Source organism: Sulfitobacter sp. HGT1 (assembly GCF_013282155.1).
In the GTDB taxonomy this organism is placed as follows: domain Bacteria; phylum Pseudomonadota; class Alphaproteobacteria; order Rhodobacterales; family Rhodobacteraceae; genus Sulfitobacter.
Genome location: NZ_BLWI01000012.1, coordinates 25,120 through 48,282 on the forward strand (window position 1 = coordinate 25,120; position 23,163 = coordinate 48,282).

Below are 23,163 nucleotides of genomic sequence, written 5' to 3' on the forward strand. Positions count from 1 at the left end.
TCCATTTTGCTTGATCCGAGTCTTGCCTTGAAACGCCATGCCCCGCAACCACGCCACAGCAATCCCGTTTCATTTTGCAAAATAAACTCCGGGGGAATCGTGGCTTGCCACGATGGGGGCTGGCCCCCATTCACCGCTAGCCCGGAACAGCCACCCCCAGATGATGCGCCACCAAAGCGGCCACATCTGTAAAACCGATCAATCCCAAGCTGCCTTTGCCCAGACCATCGACCAACACCGGAACCCGCTCGCGGGTGTGGTCGGTCCCGATCCATGTCGGATCATTCCCGTGGTCCGCCGTCAGCACCAGAATGTCGCCCTCGCGCAGCATTGATCTGATCTTGCCGATCTCGCCATCAAACCATTCCAGCGCGCGCGCATAGCCAGACACATCCCGCCTGTGGCCAAACAGGCTGTCAAACTCGACAAAATTCGCAAATATCAGGCTGCCGTCTTCCGCGTCTTCCACCAGATCAGCCAGATGCCGCATCAAGCTCTCGTCAGACCCTTTGCGCACTTCGTCAAACCCCGACATCGAAAAAATATCGCCGATCTTGCCCACCGCATAGACACGCCGGCCTGCGTCCTGCACCCAGTTGCTCAGCACCGGTTTGGGCAATTCAATCGCGAAATCACGGCGGTTTCCGGTGCGCACAAACCCGGTTTCCGCATCCCCGACAAAGGGCCGTGCAATGACGCGACCCACCTTCATCTCATGGGCAATCGGCGCGATCTTGGCACAAAGCGCCATCAACCGGTCCAGCCCGAAATGCACCTCATGCGCCGCGATCTGCAACACGCTGTCTGCTGATGTATAACAAATCGGAAAGCCGGTTTTGATATGCGCGGACCCGAATTGCTCGATGATGGCCGTGCCGGGCGCATGGCAATTACCCAAGATCCCGTCAACACCGGCAAACTCCGCCAATTGCGCGACCAACTGCGGCGGAAAGGAATTCGTCACATTTTTGAAATAATGCCACTCCCAAGGCACTACCAGCCCGGCCAGTTCCCAATGGCCCGACGGCGTGTCCTTGCCGCGCGACACCTCGGTGGCCGCCCCCCAGGTTCCGCGCACCTCCCCCGACAGGCTGTCCGCCCGCAACCCGCTGGCAAGCGCGGTCGCAGCCCCCAGTCCCATCTCCACCAGATTGGGCAGGCGCAACGGCCCCGAACGCCCCTCTTCGGCCCGCCCCTCGGCGCAGGCCTGCGCGATATGCCCGATGGTATTCGATCCGGTGTCGGGCACGGCCCCGTTGAAAAACCCGTCGGCGTCAGGTGCCCCCCCGATGCCGGTTGAATCCATAACAACCAAAAACGCCCGCGCCATCAGCCCACCCGCTCCAGAATAAGGTCCGGTACTTTTGCGGGTTTCGGCGAAATCGTGATCGCAGCACGCACCGCCTGCGCCGCCTTTTCCGCGTCCCCCGTGCGCACCGCATGAATAACCGCCAAGGGACCGCCCTTTGAGACCTTGGCCCCCAGCCGCACAACATCCGACAACCCCACCGAGGTGTTGATCCCGTCCGTCTCCAGCACACGCCCGCCGCCAAGGGCGACAACCGCCATGCCCAAAGCCTCGCCATCAATGGCCGTGATATATCCGGTCTCGGCTGCGGGCACTTCGCCAATAATTGTCGCTTCCGGCAAAAACCGGTTCCAGTTCTCAATGAATCCTACTGGCCCACCCATCGCAGCAATCATCATCCCAAACCGCTCTGCCGCGCGTCCGCTGCGGATGGCTTTGACAATGGCATCGGCCCCTGTCTGCACATCACCGGCCAACCCCGCATTGGCCAGCAACACCCCGCCCAAAGCGGCGCAAACCGAAACAACCGGCCCCTTTGTCTGCCCCGTCAGCACCCGCATGACCTCGGCCACCTCCAAGGCATTGCCAAGGCTGGGCACCAAAGGCTGGCTCATGTCGCTGATGATCGCCGTCGTCCGGCAGCCGCTGGCATTGGCCGTCTTGGTCAAGGCCGTGGCCAATGCCTGCGCCTGCTCAAGGTCCTTCATAAAGGCACCACTGCCGACCTTGACGTCCAGCACCAGCCCTTGCAGCCCAGCAGCCAGCTTTTTCGACAGGATCGAGGCGGTGATCAAATCCATGCTATCCACGGTCGATGAAACGTCACGCACCGCATAAAGCCGCTTGTCCGCGGGCGCGATGTCCCCCGTGGCCCCAACAATGGCACATCCGACCTTGCCGACAATACGCCGCAACTGCGCCTCGTCCATTTGCGTTGATACGCCCGGGATCGCCTCCATCTTGTCCAAGGTGCCCCCCGTATGGCCCAGACCGCGCCCGGAAATCATCGGAACATAGGCCCCGCAGGCCGCCAAAGCAGGGGCAAGGATCAGGCTGACGCAATCGCCCACCCCGCCGGTGGAATGCTTGTCCAGAACCGGCCCGGGCAAATCCCATGACAAAACCTGACCGCTGTCGCGCATCGCAAGGGTCAGCGCCACCCGGCCCACATCGCTCAGACCGACCAGACACACCCCCATGGCAAACGCACCGGCCTGCGCGTCGCTCACGCGCCCGTCGGCCAGCGCTTGCGCAAACCAGACCAGCTCGTCGCGGTTGGGCGACTGCCGGTGCCGTAGCTTGGCCAGAATGGTACGTGCGTTCACAGGTCAGGTTTCCATATGGGCACGGTCAAACGCCCCCGGCAAAAGCTCGGTCAAAGTCATGGCGTCTTCCACACCTGAAAGGGTCCCCATGGTGACGCGCACATCCCCCTTGCCGAATTCCGCAAGCTTCTGCCGACACCCCCCACAAGGGCTGACCGGTATCGGACTTCCTGCAATCACATAGGCTTCGGTAAATTCCGTCTCGCCCGCGGCAACCATAGCGGCAATGGCACCGGCCTCGGCACAGGTCCCTTCGGGATAGGCAACGTTTTCGACATTGCAGCCGACATAAATCGCGCCCGACACCCCGCGCAGCGCCGCACCGACCTGAAAATTCGAATAGGGTGCATAGGCATTGGCCTGAACTGCACTGGCTTTTTCTCGTAAATCTTGTGTCATGGGGCCTCCGTTCACGAAACTATAAAAAGCTTTACTCAAAGTTGCGATGGCAAAAGAATAAAAAACCTTTGCCTTCATTTTGCCAGAAAACTCCGGGGGATGTGCGGCTTGCCGCGCAGGGGGCTGGCCCCCAACCCGGCTGGCCTTTCGACGCTACGTCAAATGTGATGTTGGCGCGGCTGGAAATTTAGTTTAACGCTAAACCATTCGCCAAAAGGACACCAAATTATGACCGATGCGCCCAACCTGCGCCAAGCCGCGCTTGATTATCATGCCTTTCCGAAACCCGGAAAGCTGGAAATTCGTGCGACAAAACCTTTGGCCAACGGTCGCGATCTGGCCCGCGCCTACTCCCCCGGCGTCGCCGAAGCCTGCCTCGAGATCAAATCCGATCCCTCCACGGCAGCGCTCTACACCACCCGCGCCAATCTGGTGGGCGTGGTCACCAATGGCACGGCCGTTTTGGGGCTGGGCAATATCGGTGCGCTGGCCTCCAAACCGGTGATGGAGGGCAAGGCCGTCCTGTTCAAGAAATTCGCCAATATCGACTGCTTTGATATCGAATTGAACGAAAACGATCCTGAAAAGCTGGCTGATCTCGTCTGCGCAATGGAACCGACCTTTGGCGCGATCAACCTTGAGGACATCAAGGCCCCCGACTGTTTTACTGTCGAAAGAATTTGCCGCGAGCGGATGAACATCCCCGTCTTCCATGACGACCAGCACGGCACCGCCATTGTTGTGGGTGCCGCCGTCAAGAACGCGCTTTTCGTGGCGAAAAAGAACTTCGAAGACATCAAGATCGTCTCGACCGGTGGCGGGGCGGCGGGCATTGCCTGTCTGAACATGCTGCTGAAACTGGGCGTCAAACGCGAAAACGTCTGGCTGTGCGATATTCACGGTCTGGTTTACGAAGGCCGCGAGGTCGACATGAACCCGATCAAGACCGAATATGCGCAAAAATCCGATCTGCGTAATCTCGAAGATGTGATTGACGGTGCCGATCTGTTCCTAGGTCTGTCCGGCCCCGGTGTCCTGACCCCTGAAATGGTTCAGAAAATGACCCCCCGACCGATTGTTTTTGCCCTCGCGAACCCGACGCCTGAAATCATGCCCGACCTTGTGCGTTCCGTGGCACCCGATGCGATCATTGCAACGGGCCGGTCGGATTTCCCCAATCAGGTCAATAACGTGCTGTGCTTCCCCTTCATCTTTCGCGGGGCGTTGGATGTCGGTGCGACCACCATCAACGACGAGATGAAGATCGCCTGTATCGACGGTATCGCGGCCCTGGCCCGCGCCACCACATCCGCCGAAGCCGCCGCCGCCTATCAGGGCGAACAGCTGACATTCGGCGCGGATTACCTGATCCCGAAACCGTTCGACCCGCGCCTGATCGGTGTCGTGTCTTCGGCTGTGGCCAAGGCCGCGATGGAAACCGGCGTGGCGACGCGCCCGATCGAGGATATGGACGCTTATCGTCGCAAGCTGGACAGTTCGGTGTTCAAATCCGCCCTGCTGATGCGCCCCGTGTTCGAGGCCGCCCGCGCCGCCCCGCGCCGTATTGTCTTTGCCGAAGGCGAGGACGAGCGCGTGTTGCGTGCCGCCCAGGCCATGGTCGAGGAAACCAGCGAACGCCCGATCCTGATCGGCCGTCCCGAGGTGATCGAGCGGCGCATTGAAAAGGCCGGTCTGACCATCAAGCTTGGCGAAACCGTTGATCTGGTGAACCCCGAAAACGACCCCCGCTACCGCGATTACTGGGAAACCTATCACAACCTGATGGCCCGTCGTGGCGTGTCGCCGGACATCGCCCGCGCGATCATGCGCACCAACACCACCGCAATCGGTGCCGTGATGGTCTACCGCGAGGAAGCGGACAGTCTGATCTGTGGTACCTTCGGCGAATTCCGCTGGCACCTGAACTATATCGATCAGGTGTTGGGCCGCGATGGCAGACGCCCGCATGGTGCTTTGTCCTTGATGATCCTCGAAGACGGGCCATTGTTTATCGCCGACACGCAGGTGCATCTGCATCCGACCCCCGAACAAATCGCCGAAATCGCCATTGGTGCGGCCCGTCACGTCCGCCGTTTCGGGATCGAGCCGAAAATCGCCTTCTGTTCCCAAAGCCAGTTCGGCAACCAGGGCGAAGGCAGCGGCAAACGTCTGCGCGCCGCGATCCGCATGCTGGACGAGGGCAACCATGATTTCTGCTATGAGGGCGAGATGAACATCGACACCGCGCTTGATGCAGAACTGCGCAATCGCTTGCTGCCCTCCAACCGGATGGAAGGTGCCGCCAACGTGCTGGTCTTTGCCCATGCCGATGCAGCGTCCGGCGTGCGTAACATTCTGAAAATAAAGGGCGGCGGTCTTGAAGTCGGACCGATCCTGATGGGGATGGGCAACCGCGCCCATATCGTATCGTCGTCGATCACCGCACGCGGCTTGCTGAACGTGGGCGCGATTGCCGGCACCCCGGTCACCACATACGGCTAAGCCTGAAACAACAAACGCCGCCCTTTTTCGGGGCGGCGTATCTATCATCCCGTCCTCTGCACGGCGGTGCGGATTTGCAAAGCAGCATTACCGCGCGGATTTACCGCCCTTGGCTGCGAAAACCGGCTTGATATCAGCCGTTGCACTCATTGGCTGCTTTGCTGGCCGCGCGTCTGCTTTGGCCTTTTTCTTCTTGTTGGCGATCTTGTCACCCATTGTCCTAAACCTTTGATTAAAGACGAGAGGCCAGTGGAATACGGCCCCTGTTTCCAACTCTAGCCAAACGCTGGAACGGTGCTGGCAGATATTCGACAAAGACGTCCATTTTCGACATCACCGCCCGAAGAATTTTGTAAATACATTCAACCCCGCCCTGTCAAAACCTGTAAACTTTCTTTCAGAATGGCAGCCTAGCCCCCGCAAGAACCTTGCTCTGCCCCGCGTCTGTGCCCTAACACTTCAGCCAAGCGATCACGGGAGGGAGCCGCACATGGGTTATCACGACACGTATAAAAACTGGCAGGACAATCCGGAAGCCTATTGGCTGGAACAGTCAAAGGCGATTGACTGGGTTCAGGCACCGACCCAAGCGATGTTCGACAAAGGCAATGACCTGTATGAATGGTTTGCCGATGCCAAGGTAAACGGCTGCTATAACGCGGTGGACCGCCATGTGAAAAACGGCCGCGCCGATCAGGTGGCGATCATCCACGACAGCCCGATCACCGGCACCCAGACCAAGATCACATTCGCCGAATTGCAGACCCGTGTGGCCTCTGTTGCCGGGGCGCTGAAAGCCAATGGCGTGACCAAAGGCGACCGCGTCATCATCTATATGCCCATGGTCCCCGAGGCGCTTGAGGCGATGCTGGCCTGTGCCCGCATCGGTGCCGTGCATTCCGTGGTGTTTGGTGGCTTTGCCGCGAACGAACTGGCCGTGCGGATCAATGACTGCACCCCCAAGGCGATCCTCGCTGCCTCTTGCGGGTTGGAACCCAACCGCATCGTCAAATACAAACCCCTGCTGGACAGCGCCATCGAACTGGCCGAACACAAGCCCGATTTCTGCATGATCCTGCAACGCGACCAGTCCCCCTGCGATCTGATCCAAGGGCGCGATCTGGACTGGAACGCCGCCCAACAAGGCGTCACACCTGCCGAATGCGTTCCCGTCGACGGCAACCACCCTGCGTATATCCTCTACACCTCGGGCACCACCGGCGCGCCCAAGGGCGTGGTCCGGCACACGGCCGGCCATTTGGTCGCCCTGAACTGGACAATGAAAAACATCTATGACGTCGATCCGGGCGATGTGTTCTGGGCCGCGTCCGATGTGGGCTGGGTCGTGGGCCACAGCTATATCTGTTACGGTCCGTTGATCCACGGCAACACGACGATCGTGTTTGAGGGCAAGCCTGTCGGCACCCCAGATGCGGGCACGTTCTGGCGCGTGATCCAAGAACATAACGTGCGCAGTTTCTTTACCGCCCCCACCGCCATCCGCGCCGTCAAACGCGAAGACCCCAAGGGCGAGGAAATCGGCAAATACGACATCTCGTGCTTGCGGGCACTCTATCTGGCCGGTGAACGCGCCGACCCGGACACGGTCGTCTGGGCGCAGGAAAAGCTGGGCGTGCCGGTCTATGACCACTGGTGGCAAACCGAAACCGGTTTCACCATCGCGGGCAACCCCGCGGGGCTTGAGGCATTGCCGGTCAAGGTCGGGTCACCCACCGTGCCGATGCCGGGCTATGACGTACAAATTCTGGACGAAGCAGGCCATGCGCAACCCGCAGGCACGCTCGGGTCCATCGCGATCAAGCTGCCCCTGCCTCCCGGCACCCTGCCCACCCTGTGGAATGCCGAAGACCGTTTCCGCAAAAGCTATCTGACCACCTATCCCGGTTTTTACGAGACCGGCGATGCGGGCATGATCGACGAAGACGGCTATCTATACATCATGGCGCGCACCGATGACGTGATCAACGTCGCCGGTCACCGCCTGTCCACCGGCGCGATGGAGGAAGTCCTTGCCGCCCACCCCGATGTCGCCGAATGCGCCGTGATCGGGGTCAGCGACGCGCTGAAGGGTCAGGCACCGATGGGTTTCGTCTGTCTGTCCAAGGGCGTGAACCGCCCCCATGCGGAAATCACCGCCGAATGCGTTCAGATGGTGCGTGACCAGATCGGCCCCGTGGCCGCCTATAAACTGACGTTGGTGGTCGACCGCCTGCCCAAAACGCGGTCAGGTAAAATCCTGCGTGCGACCATGGTCAAACTGGCGGATTCCGAGCCGTTCAAACTGCCCGCCACCATCGACGATCCCGCCATTCTGGACGAGATCAAAGTCGCACTGCAAACCATCGGATATGCGCAGGATAAATAATCCGACCGCGAAGGAGCGACAGGCCAGTCGCCCCCAGGCCAGTCGCCCCTTCGCCGCCCACCCCCGCTGCCTGCGCACCATAGAATTGTTGTGGGGTGCCATCTCTTGGGCTAGAGATTGAAAACCAGATCGCCGGGTCCACGGCGCTGGTTTCCAGAAAGCTTTTCTTCGAATGATACTTTTACGGCTTGCAGCTTTTGAGCAGCAGTTGAAATGGACTGCTGTCGGTTTGGGTATTTCCAGCACAATCAGTCTGGTGCAGGGGTGGCAATTGGCGGCGATGATGCTGAGCCTGCCGTTTTGCCTGATATGGGTCTATTGCGCCTGGCTGCGCACAGAACCACAGCTGAAATACCTGAACATCATGTTCTCTGCGCTGTATGTCTATGGGATTGCGCGGTATTTTCTTGTGCAATAGGCGACGGTACAATAAAAAAGGGCGGCCCCTGATGGAGCCGCCCCTTTCGTTAGATCAAGTCAGATCAGCTGTGCTTTGACACGAATTTGTCGACTTGCTTTTCCGCTTCTTCTTTGGCGATGCCATATTTGGCCTGAATCTTGCCAACCAGCTGATCGCGTTCGCCTGCGGCCTCGGTCAGATCATCATCCGTCAGATCGCCCCATTCTTCTTTGACCTTGCCGGTCATCTGTTTCCAGTTACCTTTGATTGTATCCCAATTCATATCGGTTCTCCTTCTTGTTTCACTGCGCGTCAAAGACCGTCTAGGTCTCTGTGCGTCTCGTTAAACAAACGTGGCACCGCCGATTTGGTTCCGAAAAATTATCCTCAGGTGAATTGCTCGCTGATCAACCGCTCTTCCAGTCCGTGGCCCGGATCAAACAGGATACGATGCGATATGGTCGGGTCCGATGTGATCTCGACCGACACCACATGGCGGTGGGAAATGCCATCGGCATCGGCCATCACAGGCCGCTTTTCGGGCTCCAGCACATCAAAGCGAACGGTCGCCGTTTTCGGCAAAAGCGCCCCGCGCCAGCGTCTGGGCCTGAATGCAGCAACCGCCGTCAGCGCCAGCACATCCGCTCCGATCGGCAGGATCGGCCCGTGCGCCGAATAATTATACGCGGTTGATCCCGCAGGCGTCGCCAAAAGCGCGCCGTCACACACCAGTTCTTCCATGCGCACCCGCCCGTCGACACTGATCCGCAGCTTGGCGGCTTGCGGCCCCTCGCGCAGCAATGCCACCTCGTTCAGCGCCAGCCCCTTGGACGTGCTGCCATCCGCATGGGTCGCGACCATGACCAAAGGGTTGATCACCGCCTCCTCCGCCGCATCCAGCCGCTCGGTCAGATCGTCCTCGGCGTATTCGTTCATCAAGAACCCGATGGTGCCCCGGTTCATCCCGTAAACCGGCACGTTCAACGCCTGCGTGTCATGCAGGGTTTGCAGCATGAAACCGTCGCCCCCCAGGGCCACAATCACCTGCGCCTCGGTGGCCGGCACATTGCCATACCGCTTGCTCAGCGCATCCAGGGCGGCCTGTGCGACATCGGCGCGACTGGCGGTAAAGGCGATCTTCATGGGCACAAGTTTCCAATCGGGAATATTCAGCTCTGAAAGAACCACATTATCCACCGCTCTACCAGCTTTGCCGTTTATGTTGCCTGCTGCGGCGGAATACGACCTTCACCCCGCGGAAGGTTTCCGCTAGATAGCCCGCAACTGATACCTCTGTTCAAAGGAACACCCTATGTCCGGTTTCTTCACCAAATCCCTGTCACAAGCAGATCCTGCGATTTTCAAGTCCATCACAGACGAGCTGGGCCGCCAGCGCAACGAGATCGAATTGATCGCCTCCGAAAACATCGTTTCCGCCGCCGTGATGGAGGCGCAAGGCTCGGTGATGACCAATAAATACGCCGAAGGCTATCCGGGCCGGCGCTATTACGGTGGTTGCGAATTCGTTGATGTGGCGGAAAATCTGGCCATTGAACGCGCCTGCGAATTGTTCGGTTGCGGCTTTGCCAACGTCCAGCCGAACTCCGGCTCTCAGGCGAACCAGGGCGTGTTCACAGCCTTGCTGCAACCCGGCGACACGATCCTTGGCATGTCGCTGGACGCAGGCGGCCACCTGACCCATGGCGCGAAACCGAACCAGTCGGGCAAATGGTTCAACGCCATCCAATACGGCGTGCGCAAGGAAGACAACCTGCTGGACTATGACCAGGTCGAAGCGCTCGCCAAAGAACACCAGCCCAAGATGATCATCGCCGGTGGCTCCGCCATTCCCCGCCAGATCGACTTCAAGCGTATGCGCGAAATCGCCGACATGGTCGGTGCCTACCTGCATGTCGACATGGCCCACTTTGCGGGTCTGGTGGCGGCTGGCGAACACCCCTCGCCCTTCCCCCACGCGCATGTTGCGACCACAACAACCCATAAAACCCTGCGCGGCCCGCGCGGCGGCATGATCCTCACCAATGACGAGGCGCTGGCGAAAAAGTTCAACTCCGCCATCTTCCCCGGCATCCAGGGCGGCCCGCTGATGCATGTCATCGCAGCCAAAGCCGTCGCCTTTGGCGAAGCGCTCCAGCCTGAATTCAAAACCTACATCAAACAGGTCGTCAAAAACGCCCAGGCCCTCAGCGACCAGCTGATCAAAGGCGGGCTCGACACCGTGACCCACGGCACCGACACACATCTGCTGCTGGTCGACCTGCGCCCCAAAGGGGTCAAAGGCAACGATACCGAAAAAGCACTGGGCCGCGCCCATATCACCTGCAACAAAAACGGCGTGCCGTTCGACCCAGAAAAACCGACCGTGACCTCCGGCATCCGCCTGGGCTCCCCCGCTGCCACAACCCGCGGCTTTGGCGAGGCCGAGTTCCGCCAGATCGCAGACTGGATCATCGAAGTCGTCGACGGCCTTGCCGCAAATGGTGCCGATGGCAACTCTGCCGTCGAAACCAAGGTAAAAGCCGAAGTCGAAGCGCTCTGCGCCCGCTTCCCGATCTACCCGAACCTGTAATCCCTGACCTGCCCCCCGCTTCCAAATGGAAATAAATCCCGGGGGGGCCCGCAGGGCGGGGGCAGCGCCCCCTCCACCACCAAAAAACAAAAGGCCCCGCCAGCATCCGCTGCGGGGCCTTTTTGCACATCTCGCCAAGACGCTCTGTGATCTCTCTGACGTCCCTCCTCCGGATCACCCTCAAAATCCTTCGGCTGATCTGCGCCAAAGCCGATGATCCCTTGCAATCGCCACCGCCCCACGTGATCCTGCCAGCAAGCCTTTCAAAAATCAGGACACCCAGATGGACATCAAACCCACAGGCTCCCGCCCCTCCGAGGTTGGATCGCCCGACTATTTCACCGGCACCGTGCGCCTTGATCCCGTCATGTCAGCCCCCGATCCCGCCCGCATGCGTGCGGCGACCGTCACATTTGAACCCGGCGCGCGCACCGCATGGCACACGCACCCTCTGGGGCAAACGCTTGTGGTCCTGTCAGGCGCAGGTCTGGCCCAGACCCAGGGCGGCCCGGTCAAACCCCTGCGCCCCGGGGATACTGTCTGGTTCGCACCGGGGGAAAAGCACTGGCACGGGGCCGCCCCCGATTGCGCCATGACCCATCTTGCCATCCAAGAAGCGCTGGACGGCAAGGCCGTGGACTGGCTCGAACATGTGACTGACGCACAATACGGCAGTCAGACGTAACCGCGCCACCACAGAAAAACGACAAAGCCCACGACCACAAACAGCAGGTTAAACGCAACGGCCCCCGCAACCCCCAAAAGGCGGTCCCTGCGGTCCTCGACCGCGTCAATACTCTCAAGATGCGCCATCACCCTGTCAAAGGCCGTTTCCACCGATTGCGCATCCAACCGCCGCGCCATCTTGGGATTTTGCGCGAAGAACTCGGCCCTGGCCAAAGCGTTTCCCTGTTTGCGCACATCACCCGGCAACCTGCGCCCGGCCTTGCGCAGCGCATGATCCAGATCGCGCCCCTGCACACCCAGCTTTGCCTGCATTTCGCGGCGCACCCTCTGCGCTTTTTTGTGAACGTCTTTCTGATCCAGCATATTGCATCCTAAACACTCTGGTGCATTTGCCGCAATGGGCCTAAATCTGGAACCATGCTTAGTTTCTCAGAATATGGCACCGCAACAGATGCCCCCGCCCTTTTGATTGTCCACGGCTTGTTCGGCTCCGGCCGCAACTGGGGCGTGATTGCCAAACGCCTGTCCGACACCCGCCGCGTGATCACCGTTGATATGCGCAACCACGGCGACAGCCCGCGCAGCGACACGCAAACCTACCCCGAAATGGCCGACGACCTGGCGCAGATCATTCGCCAATTCGGCGCGCCCATGGATGTTTGCGGGCATTCGATGGGCGGCAAGACATCCATGGTGCTGGCCCTTCAACACCCCGAACTGGTCCGCCGCCTGATCGTCGCCGACATCGCCCCCGTCGCCTATGACCACAGCCAGCAAGAGTTCATCGACGCCATGCGCAGCGTTGACCTGAAAACAATTACCCGCCGCTCCGAGGCGCAGGAACAACTGGCCGCCGCCGGGGTCGAACCCGCATTGCAAAGCTTTTTCACGCAGTCATTGGACGTTGCAAACAAGACGTGGAAACTGAACCTCGACGTGCTCGAGGCCGAAATGCCCAATATCGTGGGATGGCCCGAAGACGTGACAGGCCCCTTTGACGGCCCGACCTTCTTTCTGTCCGGCGGCACGTCGCATTATGTGCAAGCCGCCCACCGCCCCAAGATCAAGGCGCTTTTCCCGAACGCCTATTTCGCCAAAATTCCGGGTGCCGGACATTGGCTGCACGCTGAAAACCCCCGCGCCTTCGAAGCATCGGTACGCGCGTTTCTGGACACCGCCTGACAAGAAAGGACCACCCCCATGTGGCGCAGTGCATTTGACCATTTCCTGAAAGGTCTTATGACACGCGACCGCCTGATCGTGCGCTTCGCCGATGGCAGCACGGCCCACTATGGCCCCGACACAGGGCAAACCGCGACCCTGCACATCAAAGACGATGCCATATTGCGTGGCCTATGCCTGAACCCCGTGCTTGCCTTGGGCGAAGGCTACATGGATGAACGCATCGGTTTTCCCGACCTCGGGCTGCTCGACACCTTGAAACTGCTGCAAGGCAACCGCAGCACCACAGGGTTTCCCGCGTGGCTGCGCGCGCTGAACCTTGCGCGCTATCACATGCGGCGTTTCATTCAACGCAACCGGCCTGACCGCGCCCGCGCAAACGTCGCCCATCACTACGACATATCCGACGCCTTCTATGCGCTGTTTCTGGACGCCGACATGCAATATTCATGCGCGTATTTCCCCGATCCCGACATGACGCTCGAGGCGGCACAAGACGCGAAAAAGGCGCATATCATCCGCAAACTCTGCCTGCGGCCGGGCGATCATGTGCTCGACATCGGGTGCGGCTGGGGCGGCATGGCACTGACCCTTGCGCGCGATCACGGCGTCCGTGTCACAGGCATCACCCTGTCCGAAAACCAGCTGCAAACCGCCCGCACCCGCGCGGCGCAGGCGGGCCTGTCGGATAAAATCTCCTTCCGCCTCGAAGATTACCGCAAGACATCGGGCAGCTTTGACAGGATCGTCAGCATCGGCATGCTCGAACATGTGGGCGTGCCGAATTACGGCACATATTTCCAGCGCATCAGCGATCTGCTGGCCCCCGATGGCGTGGCGCTGATCCACAGCATCGGGCGCTCCGCCCCGCCTGCGCGCCATGATCCGTTTCTGAACAAATACATCTTTCCGGGCGGCTATGTCCCGTCGCTCTCCGAACTTGCCGGTGCCATGGAATACGCAGGGCTGTGGCAGACCGACATCGAAATCTGGCGCCTGCACTATGCCAAAACCGTGAGACACTGGCTTGAACGCTTCAACGCCGCCCGTGACCAGATCCGTGCAATGCACGATGACCGCTTTATCCGCATGTTCGAATTCTACTTCACCATTTGCCTCATCGCATTCGAAGACCGGATGCAAGGCGTGTACCAATTCCAGCTCGCGAAAAACCGCAGCAGCGTCCCGCTGACCCGCGACTATCTCTACCCGAATTCCCACCCCCAGGGCCCCTCGTTCTCTGGCTCTTAAATATCCCGGGGTTTGGGGCAGCGCCCCAATCCGCCATCCCCGAAATCAAAACCCGACCAGATAGCGACCATCCCCCCTTGCACCTCTCCCCCCAAAGCCTATAACGCGGAGAATTTGCAAATATCCGGGGGCCTGAACCATGCCAAAAAGAACCGACATCAAATCAATTATGATCATTGGTGCGGGGCCCATCGTCATCGGTCAGGCCTGCGAATTCGATTATTCCGGCGCACAGGCCTGCAAAGCCCTGAAAGAGGAAGGCTACCGCGTCATCCTCGTCAACTCCAACCCGGCCACGATCATGACCGACCCGGGGCTGGCCGATGCCACCTATATCGAACCGATCACCCCGGAAATCGTCGCCAAGATTATCGAAAAAGAACGCCCCGACGCGCTGCTGCCCACCATGGGCGGCCAGACCGGATTGAACACGTCCCTCGCGCTCGAAGAAATGGGTGTCTTGGAAAAATACGGCGTCGAGATGATCGGTGCCAAGCGCGAAGCCATTGAAATGGCAGAAGATCGCCAGCTTTTCCGCGAAGCGATGGATCGCCTCGGGATTGAAAACCCCAAAGCCACAATCGTCACCGCCCCCAAGAATGCTGCCGGCAAAAAAGACCTCGCCGCAGGCGTGGCCATCGCGCTTGAAGCGCTTGATTATGTCGGCCTGCCCGCGATCATCCGCCCTGCCTTTACCATGGGCGGCACCGGTGGCGGTGTGGCTTATAACCGCGACGATTACGAATTCTTCTGCCGCTCTGGTATGGACGCATCCCCGATGGGTCAGATCCTGATCGACGAATCCCTGCTGGGCTGGAAAGAATTCGAGATGGAGGTCGTGCGCGACACCGCCGACAACGCCATCATCGTCTGTTCCATCGAAAACATCGATCCGATGGGAGTACACACGGGCGATTCGATCACCGTCGCACCGGCGCTGACGCTCACGGACAAAGAATACCAGATCATGCGCAACCACTCGATCGCGGTTTTGCGCGAAATCGGCGTGGAGACCGGCGGGTCGAACGTGCAATGGGCCGTGAACCCTGCCGACGGCCGGATGGTCGTGATCGAAATGAACCCCCGCGTGTCGCGCTCCTCGGCGCTGGCCTCCAAGGCGACCGGCTTCCCGATTGCCAAGATCGCCGCGAAACTGGCCGTTGGCTTCACGCTGGACGAGCTCGACAATGACATCACCGGTGTGACCCCTGCGTCCTTCGAGCCGACAATCGACTATGTCGTCACCAAGATCCCGAAATTCGCCTTCGAGAAATTCCCCGGCTCCGAACCCTACCTGACCACCGCGATGAAATCCGTGGGCGAGGCGATGGCGATTGGCCGCACGATCCACGAATCCCTGCAAAAGGCGCTGGCGTCGATGGAATCCGGCCTGACCGGCTTTGACGAAATCGACATCCCCGGTGCCCCCGAACAGGCAGCCCTGGTCAAGGCGATCAGCAAGCAAACCCCTGACCGCATGCGCACCATCGCCCAGGCCATGCGCCATGGCATGTCCGACGCGGACATCCACAGCGTGACCATGTTCGACCCGTGGTTCCTTGCCCGCATCCGCGAGATCGTCGAAGCCGAAGAAGTCGTGCGCAAGGACGGTCTGCCGCTGACCGAAGCCGGCATGCGCCAGCTCAAGATGATGGGCTTTGCCGATGCCCGCCTTGGCATCCTGACCGGCCGCGACGAAGACAATGTGCGCCGCGCCCGTCTGAACCTTGGCGTCAAGGCCGTGTTCAAACGCATCGACACCTGCGCCGCAGAGTTCGAAGCGCAAACCCCCTATATGTATTCGACCTACGAATCTCCTGCATTTGGCGAAGTCGAATGCGAGGCGCGCCCGTCCGACCGCAAGAAGGTCGTTATTCTGGGCGGTGGCCCGAACCGCATCGGCCAGGGCATCGAATTCGACTATTGCTGTTGTCACGCCTGCTATGCGCTGACCGACGCGGGTTACGAGACTATCATGGTCAACTGTAACCCCGAAACCGTGTCCACCGACTATGACACCTCGGACCGTTTGTATTTCGAGCCGCTGACCTTTGAACACGTTATGGAAATCATGCGCGTCGAGCAGGAAAACGGCACGCTTCACGGTGTGATCGTCCAGTTCGGCGGCCAGACCCCGCTGAAAATCGCGCAAGCCCTGCAAGACGCGGGCATCCCGATTCTGGGCACCACGCCCGACATGATCGACCTTGCCGAAGACCGCGAACGTTTCGCCGATCTGGTCAAGAAGCTGGGCCTGAAACAGCCCCATAACGGCATCGCCCATTCCGACGCCGAGGCGCTGGAAATTGCCGCCGACATCGGCTTCCCGCTGGTGATCCGCCCGTCTTACGTTCTGGGTGGCCGCGCGATGGAAATCGTGCGCGATCAAGCCAGCCTTGAACGCTATATCCGCGAAGCGGTTGTCGTATCGGGCAAGAGCCCCGTGTTGCTGGATAACTACCTCTCCGGCGCGGTCGAGCTTGACGTCGATGCGCTGTGTGACGGCAAGAATGTCCATGTCGCGGGCATCATGCAGCACATCGAAGAGGCCGGCGTCCACTCGGGCGACAGCGCCTGTTCGCTGCCGCCCTATTCGCTGTCGCGCGAGATCATTGCCGAAGTCGAAAAACAGACCAAGGCGCTGGCCCTTGCGCTGAATGTCGTCGGCCTGATGAACATCCAGTTCGCGATCAAAGATGGCGAAATCTATCTGATCGAAGTCAACCCGCGTGCCTCGCGCACCGTGCCTTTCGTGGCGAAAGCAACCGATTCAGCTATCGCCTCCATCGCGGCGCGGATAATGGCGGGCGAACCGCTGTCGAACTTCCCGCTGCGTGCGCCCTACGATGCCGATGCCGCCTATGACGACGTGCTGCCGCTGGGTGATCCGATGACGCTGGCCGATCCGAACATGCCGTGGTTCTCGGTCAAGGAAGCCGTGCTGCCCTTCGCCCGCTTCCCCGGTGTCGATACGCTGCTGGGGCCGGAAATGCGATCAACCGGCGAAGTCATGGGCTGGGACCGCGACTTCCCGCGTGCCTTCCTCAAGGCGCAGATGGGTGCCGGCAACCCGCTGCCCCGCAACGGCTGCGCCTTCCTGTCGATCAAGGACATGGACAAAACCGACGACATGCTGACCGCCGCACGTATCCTGCTCGAGCAGGACTTCACCATCGTGGCCACCCGTGGCACGGCGGAATGGTTGACCTCGCACGACATCGCCTGCCAGATCGTCAACAAGGTCTACGAAGGCCGCCCCGACATCACCGACATGATGAAGGACGAAGCGATCCATCTGGTGATGAACACCACCGAAGGCGCGCAAGCAGTCGAAGACAGCAAATCCATCCGCTCCATCGCGCTGTATGACAAGATCCCGTATTTCACGACCGCTGCGGGGTCCTATGCCGCCGCATTGGCGATCAAGGCACAAGCCGAAGACGAGATTGGCGTGAAGTCGTTGCAGGGGTAATCCGAGGGGCATCGCCTTCCTGCGGGAAGGCGATACTCCGGTGTCTGAGGCGTGATCTCGGGCTAGGCTATTGCCCTCAGCCGCCCTGCCGCCTTCTCAACTCCGCCACCCGTTCGATCTCCTCGGGGCGCTGTGCTTCGCGTTTCACGAAGATCACCGTGCGGCGCGTCAGGAACACGGCGTCGATCCAGGATACCAGCTCGGATTCCTCCACACTCAAGGCGGGCCATTCGGTTTGGCAACCGGCCAAGGCCGCCTGAAGCCGCGAGATGAAGGTCCAGCAGGATTCAGGATGATCGGCGTAGACGTCGTATTTGATCGGCATCGGGAAGGACGTGAAGATATCCTCGATCACATAAAGGCCACCGGGAGGCAGCAGCGGGAACATGGTTTTGAACGCGGTGATCTGATGCGACCATTTGTGGCTGGCGTCATCCAGCACGATTGACGGCTGGTAGGTCTCTGACAGCTCGGTCAGGAATGCAGGGTCAGACGCGTCGCCAATGCGGATTTTGAACTCATCGCCTGAAAACTTCTCAACCCGCTTGTCATTGTCCACGCCGACGATCCGCGCTTTGGTGAAAAACTTCCGCCACGACCGCAATGATGCGGCGTTGATGCGGGGCAGACCCACGCCCAGCTCCATAAAACAGAACTCCTCGTCCTTGAACGGTTTGAACAGGAATTCGTAGAGCCGCATATAGTCATGCGTCCGCGAGGATTTGTCGGTGCCCATGTCATGGGCCAGTTTATCAAGTTCGCCGCGTGGCAGCAGGGATGGCAGGGTCATAACGTCTCCGGTCTGGGTGCCCGGGCGGGGCAGAATCTGACACACAGTGCTATAAACATCCCCGTCATTACAACCGATTATCGCTGCGCCTCCGCCGATAGCACCTGCTATAACTTGACCTTATCGCGCTTCTTTGACTTTATCGTCTGACTGAAAGAAAGGGTTTCAAATGTTCACACCCGCCATTACCGGTAGCGGCATTTTTACGCCGGATCAGGTCATCACCAACGCCGAACTGGTCGTCGCCTTTAACGCTTATGCCGATCTTTATAACGCCGAACATGCCGACGAGATCGCAGCAGGCACAGTGGCCGCCAAGGAACATTCCTCGGAAGAGTTCATCGTCAAGGCGTCGGGGATCGAGCAGCGCTATGTGATCGACAAGACCGGCCCCCTGAACCCGCACATCATGCATCCGCTGTTGCGTCAGCGGTCGGATGATGAACCCAGCCTGATGGCCGAAATGGCGCTGGACGCCGCGCAAAAGGCGCTGGCAGATGCGGGCAAGACGGCGGCCGATGTGGATGCGGTGATTTGTGCGGCATCAAACATTGAACGCGCCTATCCCGCCGTGGCGATCGAGATACAGGATCTGTTGGGAATCAACGGCTTTGCCTTTGACATGAATGTTGCCTGTTCGTCGGCCACCTTTGGTATTCAGGCGGCGGCAGATATGGTGCGGTCCGGTTCGATCCGGTCGGCGCTGGTCGTCAACCCCGAGATATGTTCGGCCCATATCGAATGGCGCGACCGCGATTGCCATTTCATCTTTGGCGACGTGGCAACGGCCGTGTTGATTGAGCGGGCCGAGAATGCAACCGGCCCCTATTTCGAAATCAAATCCACCCGCTGCGCCACGCAGTTTTCAAACAACATTCGCAACAACAACGGTTTCCTGCGCCGCTCGCGCCCGGATGGCGTCGCCGATCGTCGCGACATGCAATTCATGCAGAATGGCCGCAAGGTCTTTAAGGAAGTCTTGCCGCTGGTCGCCGACCATATCGCCGGCCATATGGCTGATGCGGGCGTCGAAGCCGCTGATCTGAAACGGCTTTGGCTGCATCAGGCCAACAAGTCGATGAATGATTTCATCGGCCGCAAGGTGTTGGGGCGCGTGCCGGAACCGGGCGAACAGCCCAATATTCTGCAAGACTATGCGAACACCTCGTCGGCGGGGTCGATCATCACGTTTTCCAAGTATTCCAAAGACTTGAAAGACGGTGATATCGGGCTGATCTGTTCCTTTGGGGCGGGGTATTCTGTGGGGTCTGTTCTGGTTCAGCGCCACGACTAAGCGGCGCGGTCGCGGGTGCATTATTGGCGGGAGCGGTGCCCAAAACCTCGCCCCTGCCCTCGCCTGCCCGCAATCAGCATCCTGATCTTGAACGCCTGCCCCGACTGCTTGTAAAGAGACCCATGGCAAAGCTTTATTTTCATTATTCGACCATGAACGCGGGCAAATCCACGGTGCTGCTGCAGGCGGCCCATAACTATGTGGAACGCGGCATGGTGCCTTATCTGATGACCGCGCAATTCGACAATCGCGCGGGCAACGGGCGCATCGCGTCGCGCATCGGCATCGGCCAGGAGGCCGACACCTTCGGTACCGGCGAAGACCTGTTCGAAAAGATAAAAAACCGTCTGGTTGCAGGCCCCTGCGCCTGTATCTTCATCGACGAGGCGCAGTTTCTAAGCAGCGATCAGGTCTGGCAACTGGCCCGCGCGGTGGATGATCTGGGCGTGCCGATAATGTGCTACGGATTGCGTGTTGATTTCCAGGGAATGTTGTTTCCGGGGTCGGCGACCCTGCTGGCGCTGGCAGATGAAATGCGCGAAGTCCGCACCATCTGCCATTGCGGCAAGAAGGCCACGATGGTGGTCCGTCGCGATGCCGGGGGCCAGGCCATCAAAGAAGGCGCGCAGGTCCAGATCGGCGGGAACGAGACCTATGTCTCGCTCTGCCGCCGTCACTGGCGCGAGGCTGTGGGCCGCTAAACCAGCCGTTACACTGCGTTCGGAGGCGTTTTACCTGCGACACCGGCTTTCAAATTCTCAACCGCCATCATCCACATATCCACACGAACCTCGTGGGACGACGTACCTAAATGCGGCAATAGCACCACGTTATCCAGAGCCCGCAGCGCTTCTGGCACCTTGGGTTCGAATTCGTACACATCCAGCCCCGCACCGCCAATTGAACCGGATTGCAACGCGTCGATCAGCGCGCTTTCCTGCACCACGTTGCCGCGGGCGATATTGATCAGTAATCCATGCGGCTGCATCGCGGCCAGCACATCGGCATTGATCAGATGATGCGTTTCATCCCCGCCCGGAACCGCGATCACAACAACATCAACTGCGGCGACCAAGGCCTTCAGATCGCTGAAATGTTCCGCCTCATAGGGCAGATCCTTGGCGCTACGGTTAAAGTATTTCACCGGCATCGAGAACCCGTAGTGGCAGCGCTGCGCCACGGCTTGGCCGATCCGGCCCATGCCAACGATGCCGACTGTCTTGCCCGTCAGATGCATGCCCAACAGCTGCGACGGGTGCCAACCCGTCCATGCGCCCGACCGGACCAGCCGTTCGCCTTCGCCCGCGCGGCGTGCGGTCATCAGCATCAGCGTCATGCCAATGTCGGCGGTGGCGTCTGTCACAGCGCCCGGCGTGTTCGACACCTCAACGCCACTGGCGCGCGCTGCGGCCGCATCAATATGGTTATAGCCGACCCCGAAATTGGCAAGGATCTTGCAGCGCGGGTTTTCCACCTGCGCGAAGACATCTGCGGAAAACGCATCGCCCAAGGTCGGCAGCACCCCGTCATAATCGCGCAACGCGGCCATCATCTCATCCGCCGTCAGCGGCGTATCAATATCCCGGTAGGTCACGTCGAAACCGTCAAGTGCGGCGTGGACTTCCGCCGGTGCGGGGCGGGAAATCAGAAGTTTGGTCAATTCATGCGTCCTCCGTTAGGGACAGGCTGCGCGGGCCGCGTCAGCACGATTGCCCCGTTTTCATCAGGCACCCCCAGCACCAGAACTTCGGACATGAACGGCCCGATCTGGCGCGGTGGGAAATTCACGACACCCATCACCTGGGTGCCGACCAGATCCTCGGGCGTGTAATGCACGGTGATCTGGGCAGATGTCTTGCGTTCACCGATCTCGGGTCCGAAATCGATCCACATCTTGATTGCCGGTTTGCGGGCTTCCGGAAACGGCTCGGCGCGTGTGATCGTGCCAACCCGGATATCTACCGCCAGAAAATCGTCAAAGCCGATCTCAGTCACGGGACAGCTCTCGGGAACGGTCCGCAGCAGCGGCAACGGCGCGTTTGAGCAAGGCCGGAAAGCCGTTTTCCGCGTCCATCAACACATCCAGCGCGGCCTGCGTGGTCCCGTTCGGGCTGGTGACGTTCTTGCGCAGCTGTGTCGGGTCTTCGTCCGATGCTTTGGCCAAGGCCCCTGCCCCTGCCACGGTTGCTGTGGCCAGTTGCAGCGCCAGTTCGGGGCTCAGCCCTTGGGCAACGCCGCCTGCGGCCATGGTTTCGATCATGTGGAAGACATAGGCCGGACCGGAGCCGCTGACGCCGGTCACCGCATCAATCTGCGCTTCTTCGTCCAGACGCACCACATCGCCAACGGCGCTGAGCAGTTCTTCGGCCTCGTCCATGCCTTGGGCACCGACGTTGTCATTGCCGACAATTGCCGCAATGCCCTGGCTGATGGCCGCAGGCGTGTTGGGCATGGCGCGCACGATCGGCGTCTTTGCCCCGAGTGTCTTTTCGAAAGTGGCGATTGTGGTACCCGCAGCAACGCTGACAAATACAGTCTTGCCATTGCCCATCGCCTGCAAGGTCGGCAAGGCATCGCCCATCATCTGCGGCTTTACAGCGACCAGAACGATGGCAGGGGCGGCAGGCAAATCGACATTCAACTGGATACCCTGCGCTTTGAGCCAGTCGGATGGATGCGGGTCAATGACCCAGACGGATGATTTCGGCAAACCACGTGCCAGCCAACCGGCCAACATCGCAGATCCCATCTTGCCGCAGCCCAGCAGAACAAGGCCGTCTTTTGCAATACGTGTATCTTTCATCGCGATTTCCCCCAATTTTCATCATTGGGGGCAACACTTACGCGTGGCCGTAGGCCTCTGCAATGGCAACCTGAAGCGCCTGCTTGGGCGTTTGATCGCCCCACACAACAAGTTGAACGGCAGGGTAATAGCGTTCAGCGCTCAGGACCGCGGCACCGATCATCGTGTCGATCTGTTCAGCCGTCGCATCCTGACCGCCAGCCAGCACCAAGCCATAGCGATAGATCATCGTCTTTTGCTCGGCCCAATAGGTAAAGGCACCCGCCCAGCACTGGTCGTTCACGTCATTGAGCAAATGGTACAACGCAGGCAGCTTTTCGGCTGGCGGGTCCATTTCAAATGAACAGATCAGGCGCAAGGTCTCGTCATAGGCCGACCATGCCAGCGTGATCGAATAGGTCCGCCACTGGCCCTCGACGGCCATTGCGATTTGTTCATCCGATATTCTGTCGAAATCCCACTCGTTAAACGCTGCCAGGTTTTCGACGATATCGATGGGATGGATCTCGTCGTCAAAATACTGCTCGCTCAGGGCCATGTTACCACCTCGTATTTTCTTGGGTATCGCGATGCCGGGGCACCTCAATACTTGGGTGTGTTCACTATGGGACGCTGCTCATCGCTATCCCCATACAAGATATGGTGCGCATATGACGTCCGCGTGGCAAGCCTTTTTCTGGGGATAGCTACAAAAGATGGGGGATAACCTCAGTATATTGTGGATAAAGCCATCCAATACACCAAATTTGGGAAATCGCGCTGCATCCGAAACT

General features: G+C 59.7%; 22 protein-coding genes. 10 read left to right on the forward strand and 12 right to left on the reverse strand.

What is annotated here, in order from left to right; genetic code table 11:
* Positions 1-136: 136 nt before the first annotated feature.
* The 3 genes from HGT1_RS13445 to HGT1_RS13455 are packed head-to-tail and all read right to left on the reverse strand — an operon-like array spanning position 137 to position 3,033.
* Positions 137-1,330, reverse strand: coding sequence for a phosphopentomutase (locus tag HGT1_RS13445; RefSeq protein ID WP_176250481.1), 1,194 nt, complete (start codon positions 1,328-1,330; stop codon positions 137-139).
* The gene (locus tag HGT1_RS13450) at positions 1,330-2,634 is read right to left on the reverse strand and encodes a thymidine phosphorylase (RefSeq protein WP_176250482.1); all 1,305 of its coding nucleotides are present in this window, start codon (positions 2,632-2,634) and stop codon (positions 1,330-1,332) included. Before HGT1_RS13450 ends, HGT1_RS13445 begins: the two co-directional genes overlap by 1 nt.
* 3 nt (positions 2,635-2,637) lie before the next feature.
* Positions 2,638-3,033 carry a cytidine deaminase gene (locus HGT1_RS13455; RefSeq protein ID WP_176250483.1) on the reverse strand — a complete coding sequence of 132 codons (396 nt, stop codon included), beginning with the start codon at positions 3,031-3,033 and terminating at the stop codon, positions 2,638-2,640.
* A gap of 228 nt (positions 3,034-3,261) precedes the next feature.
* Here HGT1_RS13455 and HGT1_RS13460 point away from each other — a divergent pair, with 228 nt between their 5' ends.
* Entirely contained in the window at positions 3,262-5,535 is a 2,274-nt protein-coding gene (locus HGT1_RS13460) for an NADP-dependent malic enzyme (RefSeq protein ID WP_176250484.1), read from the forward strand.
* 87 nt (positions 5,536-5,622) lie between these two features.
* Here the strand turns inward: HGT1_RS13460 and HGT1_RS13465 are convergent, their stop codons facing one another.
* Entirely contained in the window at positions 5,623-5,751 is a 129-nt protein-coding gene (locus tag HGT1_RS13465; protein WP_176250485.1) for a malic enzyme, read from the reverse strand.
* A gap of 274 nt (positions 5,752-6,025) precedes the next feature.
* On the opposite strand from HGT1_RS13465, the gene HGT1_RS13470 reads away from it, so the two are divergent.
* Both HGT1_RS13470 and HGT1_RS13475 read left to right on the forward strand, forming a co-directional pair.
* The gene (locus HGT1_RS13470; RefSeq protein ID WP_176250486.1) at positions 6,026-7,921 is read left to right on the forward strand and encodes a propionyl-CoA synthetase; all 1,896 of its coding nucleotides are present in this window, start codon (positions 6,026-6,028) and stop codon (positions 7,919-7,921) included.
* Between the two features lie 172 nt (positions 7,922-8,093).
* Positions 8,094-8,339 carry a peptidase gene (locus HGT1_RS13475; protein ID WP_176250487.1) on the forward strand — a complete coding sequence of 82 codons (246 nt, stop codon included), beginning with the start codon at positions 8,094-8,096 and terminating at the stop codon, positions 8,337-8,339.
* A gap of 64 nt (positions 8,340-8,403) precedes the next feature.
* Here HGT1_RS13475 and HGT1_RS13480 read toward each other — a convergent pair whose 3' ends face one another.
* Both HGT1_RS13480 and HGT1_RS13485 read right to left on the reverse strand, forming a co-directional pair.
* Positions 8,404-8,604 carry a CsbD family protein gene (locus HGT1_RS13480; protein WP_176250488.1) on the reverse strand — a complete coding sequence of 67 codons (201 nt, stop codon included), beginning with the start codon at positions 8,602-8,604 and terminating at the stop codon, positions 8,404-8,406.
* A gap of 104 nt (positions 8,605-8,708) precedes the next feature.
* Complete coding sequence (locus HGT1_RS13485; RefSeq protein WP_176250818.1) at positions 8,709-9,464, reverse strand: NAD kinase; 756 nt, start codon at positions 9,462-9,464, stop codon at positions 8,709-8,711.
* A gap of 169 nt (positions 9,465-9,633) precedes the next feature.
* Between HGT1_RS13485 and glyA the strand changes: the two genes are divergently transcribed.
* A complete protein-coding gene (gene glyA / locus HGT1_RS13490; RefSeq protein ID WP_176250489.1) occupies positions 9,634-10,911 on the forward strand; it encodes a serine hydroxymethyltransferase in 1,278 nt (425 codons plus the stop codon).
* 283 nt (positions 10,912-11,194) lie between these two features.
* Complete coding sequence (locus HGT1_RS13495) at positions 11,195-11,596, forward strand: cupin domain-containing protein (protein ID WP_176250490.1); 402 nt, start codon at positions 11,195-11,197, stop codon at positions 11,594-11,596.
* Here HGT1_RS13495 and HGT1_RS13500 read toward each other — a convergent pair.
* Complete coding sequence (locus HGT1_RS13500) at positions 11,587-11,961, reverse strand: hypothetical protein (protein WP_176250491.1); 375 nt, start codon at positions 11,959-11,961, stop codon at positions 11,587-11,589. The two genes, HGT1_RS13495 and HGT1_RS13500, sit on opposite strands and share 10 nt — an antisense overlap.
* 54 nt (positions 11,962-12,015) lie before the next feature.
* Here HGT1_RS13500 and HGT1_RS13505 point away from each other — a divergent pair, with 54 nt between their 5' ends.
* From HGT1_RS13505 to carB, 3 genes are all read left to right on the forward strand, one after another.
* Positions 12,016-12,780: an alpha/beta fold hydrolase gene (locus tag HGT1_RS13505; protein ID WP_176250492.1), complete on the forward strand. Its 765-nt coding sequence runs from the start codon at positions 12,016-12,018 to the stop codon at positions 12,778-12,780.
* Positions 12,781-12,798: 18 nt separating this feature from the next.
* Entirely contained in the window at positions 12,799-14,031 is a 1,233-nt protein-coding gene (locus tag HGT1_RS13510; RefSeq protein WP_176250493.1) for a cyclopropane-fatty-acyl-phospholipid synthase family protein, read from the forward strand.
* Positions 14,032-14,170: 139 nt separating this feature from the next.
* The gene (carB, locus tag HGT1_RS13515) at positions 14,171-17,503 is read left to right on the forward strand and encodes a carbamoyl-phosphate synthase large subunit (protein ID WP_176250494.1); all 3,333 of its coding nucleotides are present in this window, start codon (positions 14,171-14,173) and stop codon (positions 17,501-17,503) included.
* Between the two features lie 76 nt (positions 17,504-17,579).
* Here carB and HGT1_RS13520 read toward each other — a convergent pair whose 3' ends face one another.
* Complete coding sequence (locus HGT1_RS13520; RefSeq protein WP_176250495.1) at positions 17,580-18,293, reverse strand: hypothetical protein; 714 nt, start codon at positions 18,291-18,293, stop codon at positions 17,580-17,582.
* A gap of 169 nt (positions 18,294-18,462) precedes the next feature.
* On the opposite strand from HGT1_RS13520, the gene HGT1_RS13525 reads away from it, so the two are divergent.
* Both HGT1_RS13525 and HGT1_RS13530 read left to right on the forward strand, forming a co-directional pair.
* Entirely contained in the window at positions 18,463-19,587 is a 1,125-nt protein-coding gene (locus HGT1_RS13525) for a beta-ketoacyl-ACP synthase III (RefSeq protein WP_176250496.1), read from the forward strand.
* A gap of 122 nt (positions 19,588-19,709) precedes the next feature.
* On the forward strand, positions 19,710-20,288 hold the full coding sequence (locus tag HGT1_RS13530) for a thymidine kinase (RefSeq protein WP_176250497.1): 579 nt from the start codon (positions 19,710-19,712) through the stop codon (positions 20,286-20,288).
* An 8-nt stretch (positions 20,289-20,296) separates the two neighbouring features.
* Here HGT1_RS13530 and HGT1_RS13535 read toward each other — a convergent pair whose 3' ends face one another.
* The 4 genes from HGT1_RS13535 to HGT1_RS13550 are packed head-to-tail and all read right to left on the reverse strand — an operon-like array spanning position 20,297 to position 22,928.
* Positions 20,297-21,247, reverse strand: coding sequence for a D-glycerate dehydrogenase (locus HGT1_RS13535; RefSeq protein WP_176250498.1), 951 nt, complete (start codon positions 21,245-21,247; stop codon positions 20,297-20,299).
* Positions 21,244-21,582 (reverse strand): tRNA-binding protein, encoded by a 339-nt coding sequence (locus HGT1_RS13540; protein ID WP_176250499.1) that lies wholly within the window; start codon positions 21,580-21,582, stop codon positions 21,244-21,246. The genes HGT1_RS13535 and HGT1_RS13540 overlap by 4 nt, the downstream gene beginning before the upstream one ends.
* Entirely contained in the window at positions 21,575-22,390 is an 816-nt protein-coding gene (gene proC / locus HGT1_RS13545; protein WP_176250500.1) for a pyrroline-5-carboxylate reductase, read from the reverse strand. The genes HGT1_RS13540 and proC overlap by 8 nt, the downstream gene beginning before the upstream one ends.
* 37 nt (positions 22,391-22,427) lie before the next feature.
* Positions 22,428-22,928, reverse strand: a complete 501-nt coding sequence (locus tag HGT1_RS13550) for a YbjN domain-containing protein (protein ID WP_176250501.1) — start codon at positions 22,926-22,928, stop codon at positions 22,428-22,430.
* Positions 22,929-23,163: the final 235 nt, after the last annotated feature.

Excerpts from the sequence above, each read along its gene's own strand:
- HGT1_RS13445 (WP_176250481.1), bottom strand. The coding sequence starts at position 1,330 with ATGGCGCGGGCGTTTTTGGTTGTTATGGATTCAACCGGCATCGGGGGG.
- HGT1_RS13455 (WP_176250483.1), bottom strand. The coding sequence starts at position 3,033 with ATGACACAAGATTTACGAGAAAAAGCCAGTGCAGTTCAGGCCAATGCC.
- HGT1_RS13460 (WP_176250484.1), top strand. The coding sequence starts at position 3,262 with ATGACCGATGCGCCCAACCTGCGCCAAGCCGCGCTTGATTATCATGCC.
- HGT1_RS13465 (WP_176250485.1), bottom strand. The coding sequence starts at position 5,751 with ATGGGTGACAAGATCGCCAACAAGAAGAAAAAGGCCAAAGCAGACGCG.
- HGT1_RS13470 (WP_176250486.1), top strand. The coding sequence starts at position 6,026 with ATGGGTTATCACGACACGTATAAAAACTGGCAGGACAATCCGGAAGCC.
- HGT1_RS13475 (WP_176250487.1), top strand. The coding sequence starts at position 8,094 with ATGATACTTTTACGGCTTGCAGCTTTTGAGCAGCAGTTGAAATGGACT.
- HGT1_RS13480 (WP_176250488.1), bottom strand. The coding sequence starts at position 8,604 with ATGAATTGGGATACAATCAAAGGTAACTGGAAACAGATGACCGGCAAG.
- HGT1_RS13485 (WP_176250818.1), bottom strand. The coding sequence starts at position 9,464 with ATGAAGATCGCCTTTACCGCCAGTCGCGCCGATGTCGCACAGGCCGCC.
- glyA (WP_176250489.1), top strand. The coding sequence starts at position 9,634 with ATGTCCGGTTTCTTCACCAAATCCCTGTCACAAGCAGATCCTGCGATT.
- HGT1_RS13495 (WP_176250490.1), top strand. The coding sequence starts at position 11,195 with ATGGACATCAAACCCACAGGCTCCCGCCCCTCCGAGGTTGGATCGCCC.
- HGT1_RS13500 (WP_176250491.1), bottom strand. The coding sequence starts at position 11,961 with ATGCTGGATCAGAAAGACGTTCACAAAAAAGCGCAGAGGGTGCGCCGC.
- HGT1_RS13505 (WP_176250492.1), top strand. The coding sequence starts at position 12,016 with ATGCTTAGTTTCTCAGAATATGGCACCGCAACAGATGCCCCCGCCCTT.
- HGT1_RS13510 (WP_176250493.1), top strand. The coding sequence starts at position 12,799 with ATGTGGCGCAGTGCATTTGACCATTTCCTGAAAGGTCTTATGACACGC.
- carB (WP_176250494.1), top strand. The coding sequence starts at position 14,171 with ATGCCAAAAAGAACCGACATCAAATCAATTATGATCATTGGTGCGGGG.
- HGT1_RS13520 (WP_176250495.1), bottom strand. The coding sequence starts at position 18,293 with ATGACCCTGCCATCCCTGCTGCCACGCGGCGAACTTGATAAACTGGCC.
- HGT1_RS13525 (WP_176250496.1), top strand. The coding sequence starts at position 18,463 with ATGTTCACACCCGCCATTACCGGTAGCGGCATTTTTACGCCGGATCAG.
- HGT1_RS13530 (WP_176250497.1), top strand. The coding sequence starts at position 19,710 with ATGGCAAAGCTTTATTTTCATTATTCGACCATGAACGCGGGCAAATCC.
- proC (WP_176250500.1), bottom strand. The coding sequence starts at position 22,390 with ATGAAAGATACACGTATTGCAAAAGACGGCCTTGTTCTGCTGGGCTGC.
- HGT1_RS13550 (WP_176250501.1), bottom strand. The coding sequence starts at position 22,928 with ATGGCCCTGAGCGAGCAGTATTTTGACGACGAGATCCATCCCATCGAT.